The organism is Effusibacillus dendaii, from assembly GCF_015097055.1.
Classification (GTDB): domain Bacteria; phylum Bacillota; class Bacilli; order Tumebacillales; family Effusibacillaceae; genus Effusibacillus; species Effusibacillus dendaii.
The window spans coordinates 3033392-3054927 of sequence record NZ_AP023366.1 but is presented as its reverse complement, the minus strand read 5'-3'; the positions used below and the strand labels follow the sequence as shown (position 1 = coordinate 3054927).

The 21536-nt window shown below is 48.0% G+C and carries 20 protein-coding genes and 1 pseudogene; 3 read left to right on the top strand and 18 right to left on the bottom strand.

What is annotated here, in order from left to right:
* Window positions 1–23: 23 nt before the first annotated feature.
* Both feoB and skT53_RS16205 read right to left on the bottom strand, forming a co-directional pair.
* A complete protein-coding gene (feoB, locus tag skT53_RS16210; protein WP_200761030.1) occupies window positions 24–1844 on the bottom strand; it encodes a ferrous iron transport protein B in 1821 nt (606 codons plus the stop codon).
* 37 nt (window positions 1845–1881) lie between these two features.
* The gene (locus skT53_RS16205) at window positions 1882–2076 is read right to left on the bottom strand and encodes a FeoA family protein (RefSeq protein ID WP_200758830.1); all 195 of its coding nucleotides are present in this window, start codon (window positions 2074–2076) and stop codon (window positions 1882–1884) included.
* Between the two features lie 245 nt (window positions 2077–2321).
* Here skT53_RS16205 and skT53_RS16200 point away from each other — a divergent pair, with 245 nt between their 5' ends.
* A complete protein-coding gene (locus tag skT53_RS16200; RefSeq protein ID WP_200758829.1) occupies window positions 2322–2657 on the top strand; it encodes a YmaF family protein in 336 nt (111 codons plus the stop codon).
* A 338-nt stretch (window positions 2658–2995) separates the two neighbouring features.
* Here the strand turns inward: skT53_RS16200 and skT53_RS16195 are convergent, their stop codons facing one another.
* Window positions 2996–3904 carry a cation diffusion facilitator family transporter gene (locus skT53_RS16195; protein WP_200758828.1) on the bottom strand — a complete coding sequence of 303 codons (909 nt, stop codon included), beginning with the start codon at window positions 3902–3904 and terminating at the stop codon, window positions 2996–2998.
* Between the two features lie 458 nt (window positions 3905–4362).
* Entirely contained in the window at window positions 4363–4512 is a 150-nt protein-coding gene (locus tag skT53_RS18635) for a hypothetical protein (RefSeq protein ID WP_226375479.1), read from the bottom strand.
* Between skT53_RS18635 and skT53_RS18630 the strand changes: the two genes are divergently transcribed.
* Together skT53_RS18630 and skT53_RS16185 are read left to right on the top strand one after the other, a co-directional pair.
* Window positions 4450–4614 (top strand): DUF1259 domain-containing protein, encoded by a 165-nt coding sequence (locus tag skT53_RS18630; RefSeq protein ID WP_226375461.1) that lies wholly within the window; start codon window positions 4450–4452, stop codon window positions 4612–4614. The two genes, skT53_RS18635 and skT53_RS18630, sit on opposite strands and share 63 nt — an antisense overlap.
* A 16-nt stretch (window positions 4615–4630) precedes the next feature.
* Window positions 4631–5091: pseudogene (locus skT53_RS16185) on the top strand (GMC family oxidoreductase N-terminal domain-containing protein); the annotation flags it as partial.
* A gap of 181 nt (window positions 5092–5272) precedes the next feature.
* On the opposite strand, the gene skT53_RS16180 reads toward skT53_RS16185, so the two are convergent.
* The 14 genes from skT53_RS16180 to cpaB form a co-directional block, all read right to left on the bottom strand.
* The gene (locus tag skT53_RS16180; RefSeq protein WP_200758827.1) at window positions 5273–6253 is read right to left on the bottom strand and encodes an NADPH:quinone oxidoreductase family protein; all 981 of its coding nucleotides are present in this window, start codon (window positions 6251–6253) and stop codon (window positions 5273–5275) included.
* Window positions 6254–6271: 18 nt separating this feature from the next.
* Complete coding sequence (locus skT53_RS16175) at window positions 6272–8020, bottom strand: SulP family inorganic anion transporter (protein WP_200758826.1); 1749 nt, start codon at window positions 8018–8020, stop codon at window positions 6272–6274.
* A 103-nt stretch (window positions 8021–8123) separates the two neighbouring features.
* A complete protein-coding gene (locus tag skT53_RS16170; RefSeq protein ID WP_200758825.1) occupies window positions 8124–11339 on the bottom strand; it encodes an RCC1 domain-containing protein in 3216 nt (1071 codons plus the stop codon).
* Window positions 11336–13648, bottom strand: a complete 2313-nt coding sequence (locus skT53_RS16165) for a PKD domain-containing protein (RefSeq protein ID WP_200758824.1) — start codon at window positions 13646–13648, stop codon at window positions 11336–11338. The genes skT53_RS16170 and skT53_RS16165 overlap by 4 nt, the downstream gene beginning before the upstream one ends.
* Window positions 13649–13658: 10 nt before the next feature.
* Complete coding sequence (locus skT53_RS16160; RefSeq protein ID WP_200758823.1) at window positions 13659–14483, bottom strand: copper amine oxidase N-terminal domain-containing protein; 825 nt, start codon at window positions 14481–14483, stop codon at window positions 13659–13661.
* Between the two features lie 350 nt (window positions 14484–14833).
* Window positions 14834–15373: a hypothetical protein gene (locus tag skT53_RS16155; RefSeq protein WP_200758822.1), complete on the bottom strand. Its 540-nt coding sequence runs from the start codon at window positions 15371–15373 to the stop codon at window positions 14834–14836.
* Window positions 15357–15788: a hypothetical protein gene (locus skT53_RS16150; protein WP_200758821.1), complete on the bottom strand. Its 432-nt coding sequence runs from the start codon at window positions 15786–15788 to the stop codon at window positions 15357–15359. Before skT53_RS16150 ends, skT53_RS16155 begins: the two co-directional genes overlap by 17 nt.
* Window positions 15789–15793: 5 nt before the next feature.
* On the bottom strand, window positions 15794–16222 hold the full coding sequence (locus tag skT53_RS16145) for a prepilin peptidase (RefSeq protein WP_200758820.1): 429 nt from the start codon (window positions 16220–16222) through the stop codon (window positions 15794–15796).
* A 12-nt stretch (window positions 16223–16234) separates the two neighbouring features.
* Window positions 16235–16432, bottom strand: a complete 198-nt coding sequence (locus skT53_RS16140) for a Flp family type IVb pilin (RefSeq protein ID WP_200758819.1) — start codon at window positions 16430–16432, stop codon at window positions 16235–16237.
* A gap of 25 nt (window positions 16433–16457) precedes the next feature.
* Window positions 16458–17297, bottom strand: a complete 840-nt coding sequence (locus tag skT53_RS16135) for a type II secretion system F family protein (protein ID WP_226375460.1) — start codon at window positions 17295–17297, stop codon at window positions 16458–16460.
* 99 nt (window positions 17298–17396) lie between these two features.
* Complete coding sequence (locus tag skT53_RS16130) at window positions 17397–18335, bottom strand: type II secretion system F family protein (RefSeq protein ID WP_200758817.1); 939 nt, start codon at window positions 18333–18335, stop codon at window positions 17397–17399.
* Window positions 18336–18341: 6 nt separating this feature from the next.
* Window positions 18342–19691: a TadA family conjugal transfer-associated ATPase gene (locus tag skT53_RS16125; RefSeq protein ID WP_200758816.1), complete on the bottom strand. Its 1350-nt coding sequence runs from the start codon at window positions 19689–19691 to the stop codon at window positions 18342–18344.
* Window positions 19688–20770, bottom strand: coding sequence for a CpaE/TadZ family protein (locus skT53_RS16120; RefSeq protein WP_200758815.1), 1083 nt, complete (start codon window positions 20768–20770; stop codon window positions 19688–19690). The genes skT53_RS16125 and skT53_RS16120 overlap by 4 nt, the downstream gene beginning before the upstream one ends.
* 5 nt (window positions 20771–20775) lie before the next feature.
* On the bottom strand, window positions 20776–21519 hold the full coding sequence (cpaB, locus tag skT53_RS16115; protein WP_200758814.1) for a Flp pilus assembly protein CpaB: 744 nt from the start codon (window positions 21517–21519) through the stop codon (window positions 20776–20778).
* Window positions 21520–21536 lie beyond the last annotated feature (17 nt).

The window sequence follows — 21536 nt, the reverse complement described above, 5'->3', positions numbered from 1 at the left end:
TTTTTCCCACCTTTGTGCGGCATTTAGTAGACCCGTGATGCAATTCCGTACACCATCAAAGCAACTACCCACGCAACCGCAAAACTGTAAATGATTGAAAGGGCCGTCCACCGCCATGAACCGGTTTCCTGCTTCATCATTACGACCGTAGACAAACAAGGCGTGTACAGCAGCACGAAAAACAGAAACGCAAGGGCGGCTTGCGGCGTGAACGCAGTCTTCAGAACAGAACCGAGCATATCAACCGCTTGCCCCGTCCCGTACGTGATGCTCATCGTGGAAACAACCGCTTCTTTTGCCAGAAATCCGGTCAGTAAAGCAAACCCCGCCTGCCAGGTCGCAAATCCCATAGGGACAAACAGCGGCGCAATAAAACCACCGACCGCCGCCAAAAAACTATTCTCCATGGAAACGGCTCCGTGCCAGGAATAGTTTCCAAGGAACCAGACAATCACCGACATGGAGAAAATGATAGTTCCGGCCTTGCGCAAAAATCCTTTTGCCTTATCCCATGTATGCAAGAAGAGACTTTTCAGCATGGGAGCGCGGTACGGGGGCAGTGCCATCAGAAACGGACTTTCTTTGTCGCTCAACCATTTTTTCAAAATAAAAGCGGTCCCAATCGCCACCAGAATTCCGGTCACATATAACAGAAACACGACAGCTCCCTGCCATTTGGCGAAAAACGCCGCCACGAACAGCGAATACACGGACAATCGGGCGGAACAGGACATAAATGGCGCCATTAAGGCCGTCACGATTCGCCCTCTTTCATCTTCAAGCACACGGGTAGCCATAATGGCTGGCACATTACAGCCAAATCCCAATATCAGCGGAATAAACGATTTTCTGTTTAGACCTATAGCCCTCATCAAACGGTCCAACAATATGGCAGCCCGTGACATATACCCCGAGTCTTCCAAAAAAGATAAAGCCAAAAACAGTATGGCAATCTGCGGCACAAGTACCAATACACCGCCTACACCCGTCAGTATGCCGTCGACCATCAATCTGGAAAACCAGTCGGGGCTGTTGAGCGATGCAAGCAGTGATTGCAACCCGTCCGCAACAGGACCGCTGAATACATTGTCCAACTGGTCGGACAGATAGGTTCCCACCCAACTGAACGTCAACTGAAACACCAGAAACATCATGAACAGAAAAATCGGGATACCTAAATAGCGGTGCATTAAAGTACGATCTACCCGGTCACTCCATGTCTGATTGACCATTTTTTCCTGAATGACAATCTCCTGTGTCAACGATTCAATCCAACTGTAACGGGTATGGCGGATCAGATGGCCGGCTTTTTCCGTCAATTGGTCCCGAACCTGCTGCATCTGTTCATAAACGGATGGATCGACCCGGCTATAGACGGCCTGTTCAACCGTTTCATTCCGTTCAATCCACATCAGGGAAATCCAGCGGAAACTGGGAGTAAATACCGTACCCGCACGTTCCAGGATGGCAACCAAACGCTCTACCGCTGACTCCACCTCGGCCGGATATTCAATCCGGAAAGAACTGGTGGACGGGTACTGTTTGAGCCGTCTGATCAAATCATCCTGTCCGATTCCCTTACGGGCAACCATCGACACAACCGGAACACCGAGCCGATTTTCCAGTGTTTCATGTTTCACTTTCCTGCCTTGCGATGCCGCCACATCAACCATATTCAAGGCAACGACGGTTGGCAACCCCATTTCCAGCAGCTGCACTGTAAAATACAAATTGCGCTCCAGATTGGATGCATCGACGATATTTAGCAGCAAATCGGGAGATTCATTTAATATATACGAAACCGCAAGCTTTTCCTCAATCGATTGCGCATAGAGGCTATAAATTCCCGGCCAATGCGATAGTTACAGACATGGCGCATCCCTACGAAACCGTTTCCACGGAAATCCGTTTTGCATCGGACACACGCAAGCCAATCTGGTATCCGCGAAATCGCACTACAATCGGATCCCCAAATGGCGCTTTTCTTACCACCGACACTTCCGTTCCGGGAATCAAGCCCAAATCCATCAGCCGTCTGCCGAACGCATCGTTTGTCAACGTGGTGCTTACTTTCATTTTTTCTCCGATTGGCAGTCACTGAGGAACATCTTCAACACCTTCATTGATAATGATTTTCATTGTCCTTTACTATAACTGTTTTTCGCAAGCCTGTATAGAGTCCAAACAAAAAAAGAGAAAGCAGACACAGACATTCCTCTAAACAAAGACCGACGACCATGGATGTGTTACAAAATATCCCGTGTCAAACAAGTAGGCTGCCGCATAAATTAAATTGACTTGTGACAAAGGAGCCGGGGACGATGGCAGTCAATAAAGAGTCTTTTATCCAAGGTTTTGTTCCGCATCATACTCACGGTTCAGTGGATTATACCGCAATCGCAAATGGACATGTCCACCAATGTCTGGATGTTACTCACCCACCTATCCTAACGCCGGATGGAGGTCATATCCACTATACCGAGGGTTATGTCGTATTTGAAGATGGCCATACCCATTCATACAAAGCATACTCCAGTCCGGCGATTCCGGTTGGAAACGGAATGCATGTTCATTATTATGATTTTTACACATCTGTGGATGACGGACATCAGCATCATGTCAGCGGAGTCGATCAACCCGCGCCGGGAACCATTTAAAAAATTGGTTTCAGCCACCGCTATCTCTAAACCTCACTTCTAAATAAATTCACTTGTACGACAGTTGCATTCAAAAAAAAGACGATTATTAATCAAGGTGTCTAAAAGCTGGAAGACACACCCGTTGGGCGGTCGTATTCTTGATTATTTTCGTCTTGTTCATCCTGCTGGTTCCTGCAACAACCTATTAATCCGCTGGTAAAAATAGAAGGACCGGAGACGCCGGTCCGATTTTTTGTAATTAGATTGGTTGGGGTAGGCTCAGTCGTTTTTTATTGAAAAGTGAGGAACAGGTTTACTCACCAGAATAAATGCCGTTTCCACGTTCTACACTTTTTCTATTGGTTATCATGGTTCTCGGTTTCATACCATGGATTTAAATGAACAAGAACCTCATAAACGTCCTTATGAGCACCCATAATCGATTTTTTAATTTGGCGACTGATGTCATGCCCTTCCTGTACAGTAAAATTGCCGGGGATCCCTACCCGTACATCGACCATGATATAGTGACCATGTTCCCGGGCACGTAACCGATCAATACGTTTTACTTGCGGCACTGATTTTACAAGCTCTTCATATTGCTTTAATTTTTCAGAGTCTACATTCTTCTCCATTAACACTTCAACAGATTCCCTGCCCATTCCGTAGGCTAATTTCATAACCAATAATGCAACTACGATCCCCGAAACAGGATCACCGTATGCTGTGAAAGGAATGTTGTACTTTTGGCCTAGTAATGCCAGACCTATACCGATAACAGCAGCCAGTGAGGCATAAACGTCAGCCAAATGATCATAGGCCGCAGCAAGTAATCCTTTACTATTATGTTCTTTACCCAAACGAATGGTATAGATATAGAGTGCTTGTTTCCAAACCAACGAAACGAAGGCAGCTATCAGGGCAATAATATGAGCTTCAGCAGCCGGTTTCAATAAGACTTCAACCGATTTAAAACCAATCATAATAGCGGCTAATGCCAAAATCATCGCCACGATACCGGAAGCCACCACCTCCGCTTTCCCATGGCCATACGGATGGTCCTCATCTGCAGGTTGGTTCGAAATCCGCATGGAACTCAAAGAAGCAAAAGAAGCGATCACGTCACCGGCATTATGCACTCCATCGGCCACTAACACCTGACTATTAAATAAGACTCCGACCACAATTTTAATTATGGTCAAAAGAACGTTGCTGATTAAACTAACCCATGCTGCAAACATGGACGCTTCTTTTCCCATACGCACCAATGTTGCCCCTCTCCATTTTTATTTCACTAGGGAAACATAATGGCCTTCCACCCAGTTAGGGCAGAAGGCCATTTTTGAACACGTTATTTATATTTATATGTTTACATTGCATCTTCATTGCACTCACCAAAAGTAAGTTTATCACAGTTTGTACGGTTGTCAATTCAGCGTACCGGGTGGTGAAGGAGGATGATGCACGCAAAACACGACCGAGAGCTTCTCGACCATGTTTTGCCAGTTAAAATTGCTGAACACAGTTAGCGGCGTTTGCCCTTGCGGACGTTGGCAGCGTTTACTGCAACGGCATTGCCCCCCCGTGCCCGAGCGGTAGCTTTTTGCTTAATGCGAATCGCGTTGCTCGCCAGCGCGTTTCCTCGCTTCATCTTCGCCGTTGATGATTGGAAAATTTTGACGACGATGAACGTTTTTTTTGCCGATACGAAATAGGTGTGTTTTCACATGCGTCCGAGCAGCAACGGCGAATTTTCGTTATACTCCAAAGTGAGGTGAATCGCTTTATCTCTGTACTGCGGCGAAACGGAATCAAGGTAACTGCTTTTCACGACCACTGGCTGTTTGACAGTCCACGTCTGATGTTCATCCATTTCGAATCTATTGATAGGCCATTGTCGTTCGCTCGGAAAGCAGCACGCGCATTGGCGACTCTTACTACGGGACCCGTAAATCCCCGTGTTCGCAGAAGGTAAGGGAAGAGGATCCCGATTGAGTAAATTACAAAGAAATAATAGAAAACTAGTTTTTGACTATGTCGTAATAGGCACCGGTCCCGCCGGTACTGTCATTGCAAAGACACTTGCTGATGATAAGAAAACTTCCGTTCTTGTATTGGAAGCGGGAGAAAATAATGATCGAGATAAGCCAATTCGGGGTTCTACATTTGCCCCCGAGCTGGAAGAAAGATTTTTTGCAAAGTACTTTTGGCAAGGGGAGGGAGTGCCTCAGGAAGGACTTGATGAACTAACTTTTGAATGGACAACAGGCCGATTCCTGGGGGCGGCTCTTCGATCAACGGCGAGCAGTATGCAAGACCGACGGCAGCCGTTTTTAGGAAATGGGAAGGGCTTCTAAGGCCTCTTTGGACACCCAGACAGGCAATGAACCGATTTAAAAAACCGGAGAAATTTAACGGAAAAACAAATAACCGCAACACTCATGGATATAATAGACGGAGCCATTACGTAATAAGAATTTTGTTACAATAGGGCAAAAGGGCTCACGATAAGGAGGAACAAAAAAAGCAGGCTTTCAAGCCTGCTGCTGTCTGTCAAAAATGCGATAACTCTTCTGATTTTCCTTGCAAATACGATAGGGTTTTCAACGGTTTCGCCAACAAGAAACTGTTTGCTACGGTTGAATAATGACTTTTCCCCAGGTGTTGCGAGTGGCCAGCATTTCCAATGCTTCCACCAGTTGGTCAAACGAAAACTCCTTGTAGATGAGCGGTTTGATCTGACCTTTCTCGTACATCTCAATCAACTGACGATGGATTTCACGTACTCCTTCCGGCATCAAACGGCGGAACAATCCCCAATGCACACCCACAATCGAGTAGTTTTTGACCAATACATGGTTGGTCGGCGCATCGGCAATCCGTCCGCCAGCAAACCCGATTACCAGAATCCGCCCTGCAAACGCGATACATTTACGGGATTTGTCAAACGTGTCACCGCCTACCGGATCAAAAATTACGTCAGCGCCGCGGCCATTTGTGGCTTTCTTGACAGCCTCCACAAAATCTTCCGACAGGTAATCGATTACCACTTCCGCTCCCAGATCACGGCAAATTTGCGCCTTAGCCGCCCCGCCCGCCGTAGCAATCACGCGCGCGCCTGCCGCTACGCCCAACTGAATAGCGGCAGAACCGACGCCGCCTGCTCCGGCATGAACGAGAAGCACTTCACCCGGCCGCATGCGGGCACAATGATGCAATGCATAATAGGCGGTTTGGTAGGTGATAAACATAGAGGCCGCATCGCTCCAGGTCATCGAATCAGGAATCGGATAGACCGAATCGGCTGGCACGGCCACTTTTTCCGCATATCCGCCATTCGGCAGTTGAGGAGTCGCCAGAACCCGCTGGCCCACTTGCAACGACACGCCTTCGCCCACCGCGACTATCGTTCCGGAAATTTCTGCGCCCGGCGTGAACGGAAGCGGCGGTTTTTCCTGGTAGATGCCTTGGCACAGCAGGATATCAAAAAAGTTGGACGCTGCCCCTTTCACTTCAATCAAGACCTGACCCGCTCCAACAGACGGATCGGGCAGTTCTTCCATGGTCAACACATCTCGTGGTTCCCCCAACTGTTTCACAACCCATGCTTTCATTCCACCATCCCCCTTTTGTTAAACTTGAGACGTAACCAGAACTGTTCCCTGCTGCGGTTTAGACAACTGATGACATTCGCGAAACGCATAATGCTGACAACCTTTACATTTAGCCGAATCCAACTGCGACACGGCATAGTCAAGCGCTTCGCCGGTATGCGCAAAAATCCGGTCGCCGCCAATTTTTTCATATAATCCCGTTTTTTTCAAAAGATTTGTCGGCTGTTCCGCCACTTCTGTCAACAGCAGCAATACCCCCTGTTCCTTAGCTCGCTGCACCATTTTAGCCAAATACGATTCACCTGTCGTATCAAGAAATGGCACTTTTTCCAGGCGCAATAAAATCACCTTTGGGAACCTCGCCATTCCATGCATGACCTGATTTTCAAAAAATCGGCCAACCCCAAAGAAAAGAGGACCCTCCACGTTATAAATGGTGATTTGCGGACAGTCGTGTTCCTCCGATACCATGTGCGAACCGATTTTTCCCCGATTGTTTTCCGGATCGGGCAGCGCTTTGGCAACTTCCGCTACATCCGACATCCGTTTGGCAAATAAAACAATAGCCAACAACAGTCCGAACCCGACAGCCACCGTCAAATTGAAAAACACAGTAAACAGGAACGTCACCATCAATACGACGGCATCGCTGGAACGGGTTTTCAACAAGTGAAGAAATTCTTTCCGTTCACTCATATTCCAGGCGACCATCATCAATACGGAAGCCATTCCGGATAGCGGTAACAACGCAGCATAAGGAGCAAACAAAAGCAGTACCAGCAACACCACGATGCTATGTATCACACCGGACAAGGGAGAAGCCGCACCTGTTCGAATGTTGACAGCCGTTCGCGCAATCGCCCCCGTTGCCGGGATTCCGCCAAAAAACGGCGTGACCAAATTGGCGATTCCCTGCCCAATCAATTCACGGTTGCTGTTGTGACGGGTACCCGTCATCTGATCAGCCACAACCGCAGATAACAGCGATTCGATACCGCCAAGCATTGCAATCACAAAAGCGGACGGCAACAGTTGCTCAATATGCTGCCAGGAGAAATCGGGAAAATGGAAATTCGGCAACGTATTTGGAATCGATCCGAAAGCGGAACCGATGGTCGCCACCTGTCCGGGATAGAACCAGACAGAAATCAAGGTCGAAATCACCAAACCTACCAGCATGTTGGGAATCTTCGGAGTAACCTTTCGGATCAGCAAAATGCTAAACAGACAAATTAAGGCAGTCAGGATACTATACCAATTGGCTGTCCCCAGGTGACTGACGATTTCCCGCATATTGGCTGAAAATTCCTGATGGGAAGTGACATTTCTCAACCCCAGAAAATTTGTGATTTGACCACTGAATATGATGACAGCAATACCTGAGGTAAAACCGATCGTTACCGGGCGCGGAAAATACTGAATGAGCGCTCCCAGTTTCAAAAAGCCCATCAAAATCAGAATCAAACCGGCCATCATACAAGCCAGTAACAGATCCTCGTAGCCGTGCGCGAGCACAATCGCAAACAGAATGGGAATAAAAGCACCCGTCGGACCGCCAATCTGATATTTGGACCCGCCAAAAAGGGAAATCAGAATACCGGCAATAATGGTCGTATACAGTCCATATTCAGGCCGCACACCGGAAGCTATCGCAAATCCCATTCCGAGCGGCAATGCCACAACTGCTACCATCACCCCCGAAAGAAAGTCGTTACGCAAATGATGAATCGAATACCCTGCAAATCTCCCGGTCGGTTGAAAATTCATGTTCGGCCCTTCTTTTTTATAAATTTCTGAAAACGGAAAACAGTTATCAGTCTATTTGTATTTTAATAGTCCTGGCGCTTGCGGTCAATTTCTTGCAGTCAATTTAATGGTAATGCTCAATTACAAAATCATTGAAAATAGAACCCTGCACCCTGACAGACTGATAATCGGAAGCGGTTTTGAGAAAACCTACATTCGTTTGTTTCGTTGCGGCAAACTGAACGGGATAGTCTCCATCTTCTGTCGGCAGCGGAATGATGACCGTCGCCTCCCAAACATTTTCATCGAGTGAGGTGTCTGAGAGAGGCGTGAGGGCAACTGTTTCACTCTCGCCATCGAAACGGCCATCCTGGTTCCAATCGATTTTCGCGGAAACTGACTGTGCCTTTCCTGCTGTTGTGGCAGTTAATTGAATCGCTTGTCCGGATCGGGCGACAGGTGGATGTACTCTACCTCCTATCGTTAAAGGCTTCACGACAAAAGAAGCTGTGGCACGGCCGGTCTCTCCATCCGGGTCGGTTGCCGTTGCTTGCAAGGTATACGTTCCTTGCGACAGATTTGGAATAGTGAATGTTTGGGATTGACCGGAAGGGACTGTATTTTTCGTCCAGACGGTCGTCCAAGTCCCCCCTTCCCTTTGCATTTGCACCACCAGGTTTGTCGGGTCTCCGTCAGGGTCGGTGAGTGTTACCGTAACATTTACGTTATCTCCATCGTAGGATGGGTTGGGTGACTCACTAATAGTTACGATTGGGGGGTGGTTCTTATGAATTTTAAAATACACGACATTACTAAACGGTGACCAGGAACCCTTGGAGTACACTTGTCCGTACAGTTTGACTTCCCGGTCTTTTGGTATCGTACCGGCTGGAATTTGATACGACACGGCGTTTCCTGTCTGTTGCATCGAAAAGGCCATCGTGTTCGTATCCGTATAGTAGCCGAACAATCTCCATGCTTGTTCCGGATCATTTTCCGGGTCTGTGTACGTCCATGTAACCAATGGATCCGAACTGTAAACGGTTGGGTTGCTCACCGTTCCGTTTGGCTGTGTGATAATCATTGTCGGTGACAGGTTCGGGTTGGTTGTGTCAATCTCTTTTATGGTTGGGTAACTCCACGCGCCTTCTAAATCCTTGACCTGAAGCTGGATTAAATACTTTTCGTTCGGTTGTAAAACGGTAGGAACCCCGGTATTCCAACCTACAGCACTAGATAATTTCCAACTCCACTTCCATTGGGTAATCCCTTTATCGGTTCTTGACGTGTGATCTGGGTCGTAAGACTGATCGTTCATCCAGACGTTGTAGGACAAGTCCTGATTTCGGCTTATAAAGGACACGCCGAAGTCGGCAATCGGCCGGCGGTGTACATAAAGAATAAAAGGTGTCGGAGAATTCAAACTCCATAATCGGTAATTGTCAAACCGATCATCGTTTTTGGGATTGTCGCGCACCTTGTAATTGACGACATATTGCCCCGTTTTCGTAAAGGGCGATATGGGAGTTGACCGCCATTGGCCAGAATCAGGTATTTTGCCCAGATTGTTTTCAAAATACGTTTCATCGTGGGTAAACATCCACTTTTCTGCATATTTGGGGTCTTGCTCCGGATCTCCATATTTCGGATCGTAACTCACCTGTTCATTAAGCAAGATATACTGGCTAACGGGTGGATACTCAGTATTTGCGACTTGTATGATATAGTCGGCCAACTGATTTAAGGCATTATCAATTGTATTGTTGGCAATATAAGTACCCTTTTGGTTGTTTTGTGTGATCAGGTTCAAAAACTGCGCTTGGTTAGATCCCGTCCCCAGACCTGCAAAATACGCATGGTTGCCGATTAACTTCTGCTGGATTGTTGACGATACAAACGGATCATTCAACTCGCTTCGGTAATTATCACTAACATCAATAACGAAAGGAACCGAGTCGCTACGATAGGTCAGTGGGGAAATGTAAGCACTAAAATCTTTGGAATATGTTATTTGTGGCATGGTCAGATAGGTGGATCCAGTCGCTCCGCCGCGAACTTGTTTCGGGCTGCTGTTTGTCGCACTCGCCGTATCACCTGTTCCCAATTGCCCATACTGATTATTACCAAATGCCCAGACACTACCATCCTTTTTGATGGCAAACGTACCACTTCCATTAGTGTTGATCTTTTCAACATTCGTCAATGAAGTCACTTGAACCGGTGTAGACCAATAGCTATTAGAGCTTGTGGTCCAGGTCCAAACGGTTCCATCGGATTTGACAGCGTAATTGTTTGACCCGTCATTTCCTATGGAAACCACATTCGTTAGACCAGGAACAGTCCATGACTTGCTCGGACCCCATTGATAGATGGTCCCATCTTTTCGAAGCAACATGATCGAATATGTGTAAGCATCCTGTGCATACCCGGCAAAATCAACTACATCGGATGCTGAAAAACCTGTATTTGCGGGTGTAGGATTGCCGTTACCCCACCCCCACACCGTTCCGTCCGAACGAATTGCAAAGAACATATTGTACCAGTTACCATACCCTGCATGAAAAAGCTTTACCACATTATCAATTTTCGTCTGAAGCGGAGTTAAAGTAAACCCACCTGGTGGATAATAACTCGTTCCTTGCCCGATTTCACCAAATTGAGTATATCCAATCCCCCACACCGTTCCGTCTGTTTTCAGCATCAGTACGGTACCCGTGCTTGATTCAATTTGTTTGACATTGGAAATTGGGACCTTAACAGGCAGATAATAATTAGGGTAATTGGTCATAGATTGAGCACCCCAATACCAAACGGTTCCGTCCCGTAAAAGTGCAATACCTCCCGAAATAAAGTATTTCACATCAACAATTTGAGCATTATCAAATACCGTCATTCTTTCGGGAGCCATATGCGGAACCGCTGCACCATCTTGGGATCCGACCCCCAACTCACCGTTTTGGTTGATTCCCATCGACCAGAAGGTGTTATTGACCATGTGGATGTAATTATCCCACCCCCCGCCTGCAATGGTCCCGTGATCAACCCCTACCCCATCAGTCACCTGGATATCCGCGTCAATATTATTGGCCGCTAGTTTCGGTTTAACGATAGACTGAATCTTGGCATTGATTGTGGAAGCGTTGCCTTGTGCTGTTACTCCGATGTTAAACCGTAAATCCACCTTTTTTGCCCTTTGCAACTGAAAATCCGCAACAGGCGGCAGGTTTTTCCACTCGTTAATCTTGTCGCTCTCTGCCATTGTGGATGCAAAGGACGGATGGACAATCAGTATAAAGATCGAAAGAATTAATAGAATTTTTTTACTCAATCGCTCTATCATTCTGTGGACCCCTTTTTGTAATCACTTGGTAAAATAAACTCCGGCATGGTTGGCTGTCCGAACCCTTCTGTAACCTCTAATTCAAAGTGATATTTACCGACCTGATTCAACTTAAACAATAGAAACTGTCCTTGTGCATCCGATGTTTTGGTTACACGATAAGTAAAGCCGTTGAATGTGATTGTTTTTTCAACATTGGGAACCAATGTACTTTCATCAATCACTAAAACCGGTTCATCGGAAAAAATACCGTCATTATTCGAATCATACTGCACTTTCCAAACTCGATTCGCAATATAGTCTCCGTCTGGACTTATTGATGTGTCGTAGATTTTATCTGCACCGTAGTCTTGATCTTTTATATCCCTGTAAACTACTTTAGTGCCTTGAAATGATGGTGTAGGCGGCAAATCCGGATCGATCGGCAAGGCCAGATCCGTTTCGTCAGAGTAACCGGCAGTATTTTGGACATATAGATGCACGTTATACGGCCCTTGTAATTTGATCAACATATCAAGTGTCTGATTGCCGGTATATGATCCTTTGGTTCGAATGGAAGCCGCCATTGAACCTACATCATAGATGCCTCCCGGTTGTGCGGTGATTGTCCATTGCGTCTTACTCCAATCAATCGGATAATGCGTCGGGCTTTGACTTTGCGTTGCATCAAGTGTAAACTTTCGATTTTCCTTCTGCGTACCTGACACCGCGATTACAGCCTTCACTTTTGGCTCGACTACTTGGATGGTAGCCCTTGTGTCATTTGTAAGCCCTTTATCGTCCGTGACGGTTAAAACCACTTGATAGGTTCCTGGTGTCGGATACCAGATTGTTCCCTGTTGCCCCGTAATAGAACCATTTGGCTTAACTGTGTAATCCCATTGGTATTTCACAATCCGTCCATCCGGATCATAAGACCTTGCGCCGCTGACCGGAATATCTTCACCTGCCATGACCGTTTCAGGTGCGTCAATAATGGCTTTAGGCGGTTGATTCACCGGAGCGGGTACGGACCAAGTAACAGAAACCGTGTTGGACTGTGCATCGATCCTGCCTTGTGAATTCATCAAAAATGCCTGATACTGAACCGTTTGGGCTGTTTGGCTTACAGCGGTTGTTGATGCTGCGGACACTTGATTGCTACCGCTTAAAGTATTGGCCAGGCTGATATCCTTAATTACAATGCTATCGCCATTCGGTACATTGGACGCGCTTGTGGTCAGAGTCGAATATCCACCTACATCCAATGAAGTTGGGTTTGCACTTAAAGAGATAGCGGGTCCAGCAGGCGGCGGTCCTAACGTAATCTTAATGGTCTGTGTTGTTGCCTGCCGCGCCACTTCATCATACAAAATAAAATCGACTTTATATGTCCCGTTTGGAAGTGCCAAAGCTGCCGTATCAAGAATCCCGGTATCCGTGTAAGTTTGTGTTGTGTTTGTATTTGTTAGGTTTCCCCCTGCAACGGCTACAGCCTTGTCATAAGTGGTTCCTGTAGCGGCTGCATAGCTTTTCCCATCATTCCCGGTTACGGGCAGATATTGATCATAGCCGTTGCCTGTAAGATGAACCGCCACATAATGATAGTTAGTGTTCGCGGCAGAAACGTGTGAAACCAGATTGAGATTAATTTTATCCCCGACTGTGTAACTTGCTTGCGGTTGAGCAATAGACATTTCTGCCGTAGGCGACGGTGTGGGAATCACTTTGTATTCCGCATGGGCGGTTGTCCCGTCTGAATTAACGATAAACCGGGTGTCTTGTGTCCCTCCGCCGCCGAATTCAATGATCCCTCCGGAGAAGTTAATCACGTCCGGGAGGGGGGCGACAGACCACTGAATTCCTGACGGCGCTTCCATTGTACTGTGGTTTAACTTACTGTTCACATAGTCAAGATTGCCTTGCATGGCGGATACCCAATCCGGAATATCCTTGTCCGCCACTAACAAATACCCGTTGTTTTTCTGTAAATCAGTTCTTTGGTATTCCAGAACCTGACCGGTTCCGGTGGAGCCGTCAGGAAACGTAATATTCGCTTGACCTTTTCCGTAATTTACTGGAAATCCTCCAGGATTGTACCAAGATTGAGATAAGCCACCTTCATACCCGTTACCATCCGTATCACTAAAAGAAACCGTGGAACCGGGTGGATAGGTGCCTTTTAACTGGATCTCGCCCGGCATTGATCCTACATCAGAACCATCGTAAGGATTTGCAACCCCGTTCGGGATTAATGCCGCCATAGAGAAAGAGGGAAAAGCCTGCCCGATCAGACAGGCTACTAAAACAGTCGCTAGTTTTTTCTTCATATTGCACCTCTTATAGACTTGGATACTTTACAACCCATTCGCCATTTTTGTATAAAATCCATAATTTAGCTAATTGAGCCCCGGTTGTAATGTCATACAAGATAATAGTTTGTCCCCAACCGCCAACCGTTGTCCGGGTGTGTGCAGTCGTACCATCCCATTGAGGGGGCGTAGAATCCTGCATAATCCAATGAAGATTTTCAGAACCTGTTGCGGGAACCGAAACGGTGACCGTATTTCCCGATGTTGTCCATTTAATTTGAGAAAGCAAATTCACCGTATTTTCTTTTTCTCTCTCACTTTGGTTGGTACGAACAGTTGCTTGATAGACGTTATCAAAACTATACGAACCATCCTCATTCTGCTTCATGTTAGAGCTATTAGCGGGAGTCTGCGGCACTTGGAAGGAAACCGTCTGCCCGTCCCAATTGACTTGTGCGCCTAACGCTTCCCCGATAAACCGCGCCGGAATAAATACCCGATCTTTCGTCAGTTCCGCTTGGGTATCCATCTGCACACGTTGACCATCCACATTGATGAACGACTGTCCGACTTGGATCTGGATGGTCTTGTTCCCGGTGATCGTTACTTTTTGACTGTATTGATCCCAATTCACATAAGCACCCAACTGTTGACTAACGAAACGTACCGGAACCATTGTCCGACCGTCCTGATTGATATACGGCTTTTGCTCCCCTTCCGGAGTGACATACGCTTGCCCATTGATCGAGATTCCAAAGTTTTCGCTGACTACTTCTGCGTTCGCGATGTTACCAAAACCAATACCCGCCACGATTGCCAAACCTACTACTCGCGCCATTGTTTTCTTTTTCATAAAACCATCATTCCTCTCCTAATTTTTGGTTTCTCTTAACACCAGTCTAAGGACCAGATATTTTCGAGGCAAATCTCGCAACGCGAATGAAACTGAGTCCGTTAAAAACAGAAAACGCCCTTTGGAGCCCATGAACTCATTTGTCGGATTGTGAATCCATTCGTGTGCTCACGAACAAAGAAGTCCCTGAAAATGCCAAATTGACATTCCAAGGACATCCCCCAATATCCAGTCATACACTTACTAAAATGGTAAATTTGTCCTTATTATCCTTTCATTTGTAAATTTTTGCAATCGTGAGTATCAAGATAATGCAGCCCTCTATTATCGCGGCATCTGCTGTCGATGTATCAATTTGTTTTCTGAAAATCTGTCACCCGTTGAACCCCCATTTGAAAAACTTGACCGAAAAAGAGTAGTTTTACTGGGATTGTAATTTTGGAATAAACGCTGATTTTCTCAATCGGAAAGCCTTGAGGGGTGGCAGCCGGCAAATCGGAGGCCAGGTAGACCTGAAAATCATTCAATTCTACAGGGCCCGCAATCACTGATTGCGCCGGACTTTCCGGTGTCATCAAATCACTCACATTCATACCTTTTCGAAGCGCCGCCAAAAATACATCCTCGGCCCGGCGATCTCCTTCGGAACGTGATTCGTTCACAGCATGAAATTGAACCACCCCATACGCCAGGCGTTCCCGATCAATCGCCGCCCACGCTGCTCCATTGGCAAAGTCCAGATCGTTTTGAAAGCGGTTATGCAACGCATACAACCGCCCCACTTCCACAATAAGGAAAGCGGCATAGGTAAGCAGCAAAACAATCGTCAATGAAATGAGTGTCGTGGCAGCCGCCCGCCTGCTTTTTAGAAACTTATTTAAAATAGACACGGCTGATCGAACTCCTTGTCACCTGAATCACCTGTTCATCTCTGGCAGACTGGAATGCCAACGCCTTCAACCCGTAGGTGTCGTAATCGGTCTGATAACGAATCGTCAGGTCGATTGGGTCCCCCCATTGTGTAGGAGCAGGCGTATCGCTTGTGATTTGCGCTTTGCGGCTGTCCAGACCCCACGCTTCCAGCTTTCGTTCGATGGAGGTTTTCAGACTGTCGCTAAAGCCGCCCTCCTGCTCCATTTGAAGCAGCGCCAAACGGTGAACATGTTCAATTGTAAACATCTGGTAGATATACTTGATAGGTCCATAAATATTGAACACAATCAGCATGATCAGCAAAACGGCGCCCAAAAACTCAATCGACGGCGAGCCTTTCTCTTGTTTCATAAAAAATCGGATTTGTCGCATCGCGATCACCCGATAAGAGGCGACATTTGCTGCCAGATAATGCCGCCCAGAAACGGAACTGCATACGGGATGCTAGGGTTTTTTGTGCCGTCTTTCAGCATATAAAAGGCAAACACAGGCAGCGCGACCAGCAAACTGTAGAAAAAGGCGCCAAACGACCATTTCAGACCGGTCAACACCGCCAGCGCGATATAAAACTTGTAGTCACCCGCCCCAAACATCGATTCGTTAATACGGTACAAAAGCAGCGAAATACCAGCCGCAACCAGAAAGGCAACCAGCATGCCGCTCCACAAACCTTTTGCCGCATTAACAGCCATCCCTGCCAACAGGAACAGAATGACCAGCCGGTTGCTGATCCGTCGTGACCGAATATCTGTGATCACCGCCCATATGGAGAAAAAGTAAACAATCAGCAAACTCGCTCCTTCCATCTCCCTACACCATCAGGAAGACGTGCGATTCGTGGCGGAAATCTGGTTTGTCAGCTCGTCTTTCACATAATCAAACACATCCCCCACCGCTTTGCCCAAATCACCTAAATTTGTAAAAATCGCCAATGCAATAAACGCGACAATCGCGACCGTTTCGATGGACGGGGTGGCCGTTTCCTTTTTCCAAAATCGTTTCATCATCCTTTTCATGTTCAGCACCTCACCAAAATTTTTGTTATTTAAATAATCCGTTTGTGGCAATCGACAAAAACAAAGGCACTGCCACAAGCAGAAAAATACAAATCACCATGCCAACCGTGGCAAGCGGCAAAAAATTCGCCCGATTTTTCGTGTTTTTATGTGCCGCAAACGATTCCCTCCGCTTCAGAATCTCCGCCTGTTTCTCCAAAATGACCCGCATCTTGCCGGATTGTTCCGCCTGCAACATGGCAAATGCCATATCGTCGACTTCCTCCAAGCCGATTCGATCGCAAAAAGCGGGTAAACATTTTGACAGGTTGCCCTCTATGCTGTAATGAGCAGACAACCGTTTCACCTCTTCCTGCAGCGGCCCGCGTAATCGGTCGGCCAAAACGGCCAACACCTCGCGAAGCGGAATTCCGTTTGAGGCAGAGCGGGCAATTTTCTGCATCATAAAGGGCAGTTCCCGCAAAATACGCTTCTGCCTGGCCCGCCTTTTGGCAAACAACAGCAAATCCGGTGCCAGAAAGCCGATCATCGCATAAACGATTTTCCCTACGATCCACTTCGGAGACAGCAGCAAACCAAATCCGACCGCGCCCAGCAGTTTCAAGACCGCATATCGGGGAAACGTCATTTGATAGGGGCTTCCCGCCTGCAAAGTCACACGTTCCAACATCTGTCTGTTCGGCATGTGGCGAATCACGGGCATCAACCAACCGGCCAGCCGATCGAGCGGATGAATGTCGATTTGCCGCTCTTTTTGAATGTGTTTTAACTTGCGGTGCTCCGAACCGGTTTTTTGCCGCAGATAGGACAACAGTTCTTGCCAAAGCACAAAGAGACTCGTAAACAGAAACAGACTGCTGGCCACGATCAAACCGCTCACCTCCAACGACTACTGCCCTCATCGACTACCGTCCCTGTTAGCCACTCACCATGACCACTCCGATAACCCCCCCCCCCTTCCCACCTACTGTTCTTCGACCTCGGTCACCTCTTTCAACACATAGAGAACCGCGAGCATAATCAGGAGGATCACCACTACCGTCAGTTTGCCGACAGGATGAGTCACCAGCAGTTGGATCGCCTGCGGCTGGATGCGGCGCATCGAAACGAGCAGCATCAAAAATACGCCAAACAGAAAGTATGTCACCAACGACGCCCCGGCCGTTTCGCTGCTGCGCTCCATTATGCGAATTTCCAATTCAATGGCTTCTTCCGCATAGTTCTTCAACGTATTGGAAAAATCACCCCCATACCGAATTTGCAGTTCCAGATCATCAAGAAAATCCTGCAGCAGCTTGTTGTCGAACCGCTGCTTGACGTCCTGGATCGATTCCCTCAGCGTTTGATTCCCATTCTGCAACTGCAGCACCAAAAACTGCAGATCTGCCCGCAAAGGCTGCTTCAGCCTGGGAACCGCGTCTTTCACCGCAGACAAGATGTCATGATGCACCTCATAGAAATTCATCAACGTCAGGAAAAAATGGGGGGCCTGCCTGCGCATCTGCCGCTTCCGATAGCGTGCGTCCCACTTTAATCCGTGAACGGGCAAGTAAGCGGCCACGCCCCCAAGCAACAATCCGGCGACCGGATTGTACAGCATGCCAGACGCGTATATCGCCGTATACAGGAAGAGTGTGGTAACCAAAAAGAGGAACAGGTACTTGTTGAGGGGCCTTCCGCCGATACGGATTCGCGATTTTTGCAACAGATTGTTGCATCGTTCCGTCAGGCTGTACATCCGTTTGTTTCGCCTCAACCAACGATCCCATTCTTTTTCAATACGAGCGCCGTGATCCATCCATTTCAGCCTGCGCTGTCCCTTTTTCGGAAACGGGGAGGGAATTTGACGAAATAGCGCGTACAGACAGCCTAATAACGTGAATGACCAAAAAACAGCCTGCATGCCTGCTCACCTACTTTCGAATGGGGGCGGAAGATTCGGGTGGAGATCGGAAGGTTCGGATGGGAATCGGATGATTCGGGCGGGAATGGGGATCGGTTGTTTCCGCTTACGGAGGGAACGGCGCAGCGCCATTTTTTGTAAAAGACTGTCGCTTTCCCCCTTTTTCTCATACACTCCCTCCTCCGTAAGCGGATCGACTTGATAGCGCCAGACCGTTCTCGTCGCAATCGTCTGCCGCGACGAATCGAAACCCACCACTTCGGCGATTTCCACCACTTTGTATCGTTCGATATGGACCACAATGTCGACTGAATCTGCGATCATACTGAGAAGATGCTCATATGTAAGCGGCGTGTCCGCATACAGCATCAAAAACGCCAACTGTTTCAAGGCGGATTTCACATCGTTCGCATGAATACAAGTAAGCCCTCCGTCATGTCCGGTGCCGAACGCCCGGATCAATTCAAGCGCTTCTTTATGCCGCAGTTCACCAAGAACGATCCGGCGGGGCGACATGCGCATCGCATTTTTTACGAGTAAATCCATCTCAATGGCCAGTTCGTCTTCGCCCCATTTTTTCTTTGTTTCCAGCGCCACTATGTTTTGATGCGGAATCCGCAGTTCCGCTTCTTCCTCCAGTACGGCCAGTCGCTCCAGCGGATCGATACATTCGCAGAGCGCTCGCAGCAAAGTCGTTTTCCCGGAGCCGGTCGGACCGGAAATTAACAGATTCAGCCAAGAACCCACATAAGTCTGCAAGGTATCCGCCATATCCCGTGTCAACGTACCGGTCTCAATCAACTTTTGCAGGGTGAATGTGTCCGCCTGGTGTTTGCGAATGGTAAAATACGGTTCGTTCACTACCGGCGGTATGCCGCCATTGATGCGGAGATGGAGGTCCGGGTCGCGCGTGTCCACAATCGGGTGAAATCTGTCGACACGGGCTCCGAGCCGCATCATGATTTTGCGAAAATACTCTTCCAACTGTTCCGCATCCCGAAACCGAAGCGGCACAGGTTCGTCCGCCCCATTTCGCCTGACAAGAATTTCCTGGTGGTGGTTGACGAATATGTCCGTCACCGACGGATCGTCGACCAATGGCTGTAAAATTCCGTATCCGAGCAGTTCATCGAGAACCAGCTTCTTCAGTACGCTGTGAGATACAACGGGGATTACAAGATCTTCTGTAAGGAGCAGTTCGTCCAATTTTTCTTGAAAAACGGAGATCGGAATTTTCTTTTGATACAGTTTGTGAACCAGTTCCACCTGCGTGTCGTTGACGTAGCGAATCACCGCATGCAACGCGATCTCCAACTCGGGAGAACCGGTTAACGATGCTTCAGACGTCACACTCATGTCAGCACCGCCTCTTTCAGCCCGAGACTGTTCATCCAATCGTCCAAACTTTTCACTGGATCCGACATGTCCTGCGTCTCTTGCCGCAAAGGTTTATGCGAAGCGATTCGACTCCAGAGATTCGCGATTTCTGGTATCTGCGCGACAGAATCGGCATTCGCCAGCTTTTGTAAATCGCGGTTGCTGATTGAATACGATTCTGTTCTCCGATTCAAGACCAGATGCAGCCGAGCCGGATTTTCCACCCGCTGCGCCCTGATCCAGTCGACCAGTTGCAAAGTATTCTCCCATGTATGCGGATCAGGCAGGAGCGGAATCACGATGTCGGTGAAACGAAGCAGGGCAACTGTTGCAGGTGGGAGCAGCGGGTGATTCGGAACCTCACAAATCAGAACGTCATGCACTTGTTTCTGATAGAGATCCCACAGTTCACTAAAATGATCGACAGTCCATTTTGAGGATTCGCTGTAATTAACCGTTAACCCTGACAATGTCAAATTTTCCTGGACATCGGTTTCATATTGGTGCAGATCGACAGGTTGTCCATTGCGTATCGCTCCCAACGCGGCAGTCAGATCAGCCGAACGCCCATTCACCCTGAAAAAATGGGCGTATACAGGCGACGCGCAATTCCAGTCCACCAACCGTACCCTTCGATCGACAGACAGTTTTCTTGCCAGATACAGACTTAAGAACGTTTTCCCTGCGCCTCCCATTGCGCTCGCAAAGGCAAACGACCGTTTTAGCGGCAGCGAATTCAGCCGCCATCCAAACACCTGACAAACCGATTCTGCGTTAAAAAATCCGTTTACCAGCAACTTCACATTTTTCCCCTTCAAATAGGTCTCCCACATGGCACGATCCGCTTCCTGCAAAAAGCAGGCCACCCGGTTTCCGTTTCTGTGCAACGCCTCCAGGATCGTTCTTACCGAATCAGACGCAAACCGATACATCATAAAAACCACATGCTGCCTCCGCAAACGGTTCGGATCGGTGAAAATATCCGCTTCCAATTCCGGAAAACACGACTTGAACAATTGGCCGATCCGTTCATTTACCGCCAGAATGGCAATTTTCATTTAGTTCACTCCATTCCTGTCCGCCGCAGTTGGTCCGCAACGGGTGATTTGATTTGCACGTTGGAGCTGTTTGGCTGTCTGCCTATCAACCGGATGGCAACATCCGGACTGCCAATCAACGTGCTTAAGAGCAGGCTGTCCTGCACAGTCACCTTCAGGGAAACAATCGCAGGCACAAAATCTTCTTTCCCTTTCGATTGCTGTTCAGTCGGCGGCTGCTTTCCCTCTTTTGTCACCATCGATTGAATGTACACATTCTGCAAAATCAGCTCCGTGTGGCCGATGCCGGCTCCCTTCTGCGGCGGCTGAAAATATGCGATCACATCGACAACATCACCCTGTTTCGGCATGCCGCCAAGATTCGCCAATTGTACCGGCAGATTCATCACTCTCTCATCCGGTTGAAAATTGGCCGCCTGCTTCTCTGCTACTCGCTCTGCCCGTACCCATTCCCCGGGAAAAATGTCCACCTCGGCATACTTGCCGATGAGCTGCGCCGGATCGCGAACCATCCATGACTGATAGCTGGATGATGGAATTGGTGCCAAAGTAAGTGAGGCAGGCGTGATTTTTTGATTTTTGGCAATCGGGGCAGATGCTTCCACCACCTGAACCGTTTCTTTCACGGCGGGAGGGGAAACGGTCAGGTACAACATCCAGGTGGACAAGGCGGCCCCCACAAACGCAAAGAGAATTCTTTTACTTCGCGGCTGGAAGCCACTCCATAATCTGATACGCCACGTTTTCAAATTCCTTACACCTCCTC

What these genes read in the sequence shown, in the direction of transcription:
- skT53_RS16140 (WP_200758819.1), bottom strand. Translation starts at nt 16,432, where the DNA reads ATGAAAAGGATGATGAAACGATTTTGGAAAAAGGAAACGGCCACCCCG.
- skT53_RS16200 (WP_200758829.1), top strand. Translation starts at nt 2,322, where the DNA reads ATGGCAGTCAATAAAGAGTCTTTTATCCAAGGTTTTGTTCCGCATCAT.
- skT53_RS16125 (WP_200758816.1), bottom strand. Translation starts at nt 19,691, where the DNA reads ATGAGTGTGACGTCTGAAGCATCGTTAACCGGTTCTCCCGAGTTGGAG.
- skT53_RS16160 (WP_200758823.1), bottom strand. Translation starts at nt 14,483, where the DNA reads ATGAAAAAGAAAACAATGGCGCGAGTAGTAGGTTTGGCAATCGTGGCG.
- skT53_RS16205 (WP_200758830.1), bottom strand. Translation starts at nt 2,076, where the DNA reads ATGAAAGTAAGCACCACGTTGACAAACGATGCGTTCGGCAGACGGCTG.
- skT53_RS16170 (WP_200758825.1), bottom strand. Translation starts at nt 11,339, where the DNA reads ATGATAGAGCGATTGAGTAAAAAAATTCTATTAATTCTTTCGATCTTT.
- skT53_RS18635 (WP_226375479.1), bottom strand. Translation starts at nt 4,512, where the DNA reads ATGGATGAACATCAGACGTGGACTGTCAAACAGCCAGTGGTCGTGAAA.
- skT53_RS16130 (WP_200758817.1), bottom strand. Translation starts at nt 18,335, where the DNA reads ATGCAGGCTGTTTTTTGGTCATTCACGTTATTAGGCTGTCTGTACGCG.
- skT53_RS16150 (WP_200758821.1), bottom strand. Translation starts at nt 15,788, where the DNA reads ATGCGACAAATCCGATTTTTTATGAAACAAGAGAAAGGCTCGCCGTCG.
- skT53_RS16120 (WP_200758815.1), bottom strand. Translation starts at nt 20,770, where the DNA reads ATGAAAATTGCCATTCTGGCGGTAAATGAACGGATCGGCCAATTGTTC.
- skT53_RS16165 (WP_200758824.1), bottom strand. Translation starts at nt 13,648, where the DNA reads ATGAAGAAAAAACTAGCGACTGTTTTAGTAGCCTGTCTGATCGGGCAG.
- skT53_RS16175 (WP_200758826.1), bottom strand. Translation starts at nt 8,020, where the DNA reads ATGAATTTTCAACCGACCGGGAGATTTGCAGGGTATTCGATTCATCAT.
- skT53_RS16180 (WP_200758827.1), bottom strand. Translation starts at nt 6,253, where the DNA reads ATGAAAGCATGGGTTGTGAAACAGTTGGGGGAACCACGAGATGTGTTG.
- skT53_RS16145 (WP_200758820.1), bottom strand. Translation starts at nt 16,222, where the DNA reads ATGGAAGGAGCGAGTTTGCTGATTGTTTACTTTTTCTCCATATGGGCG.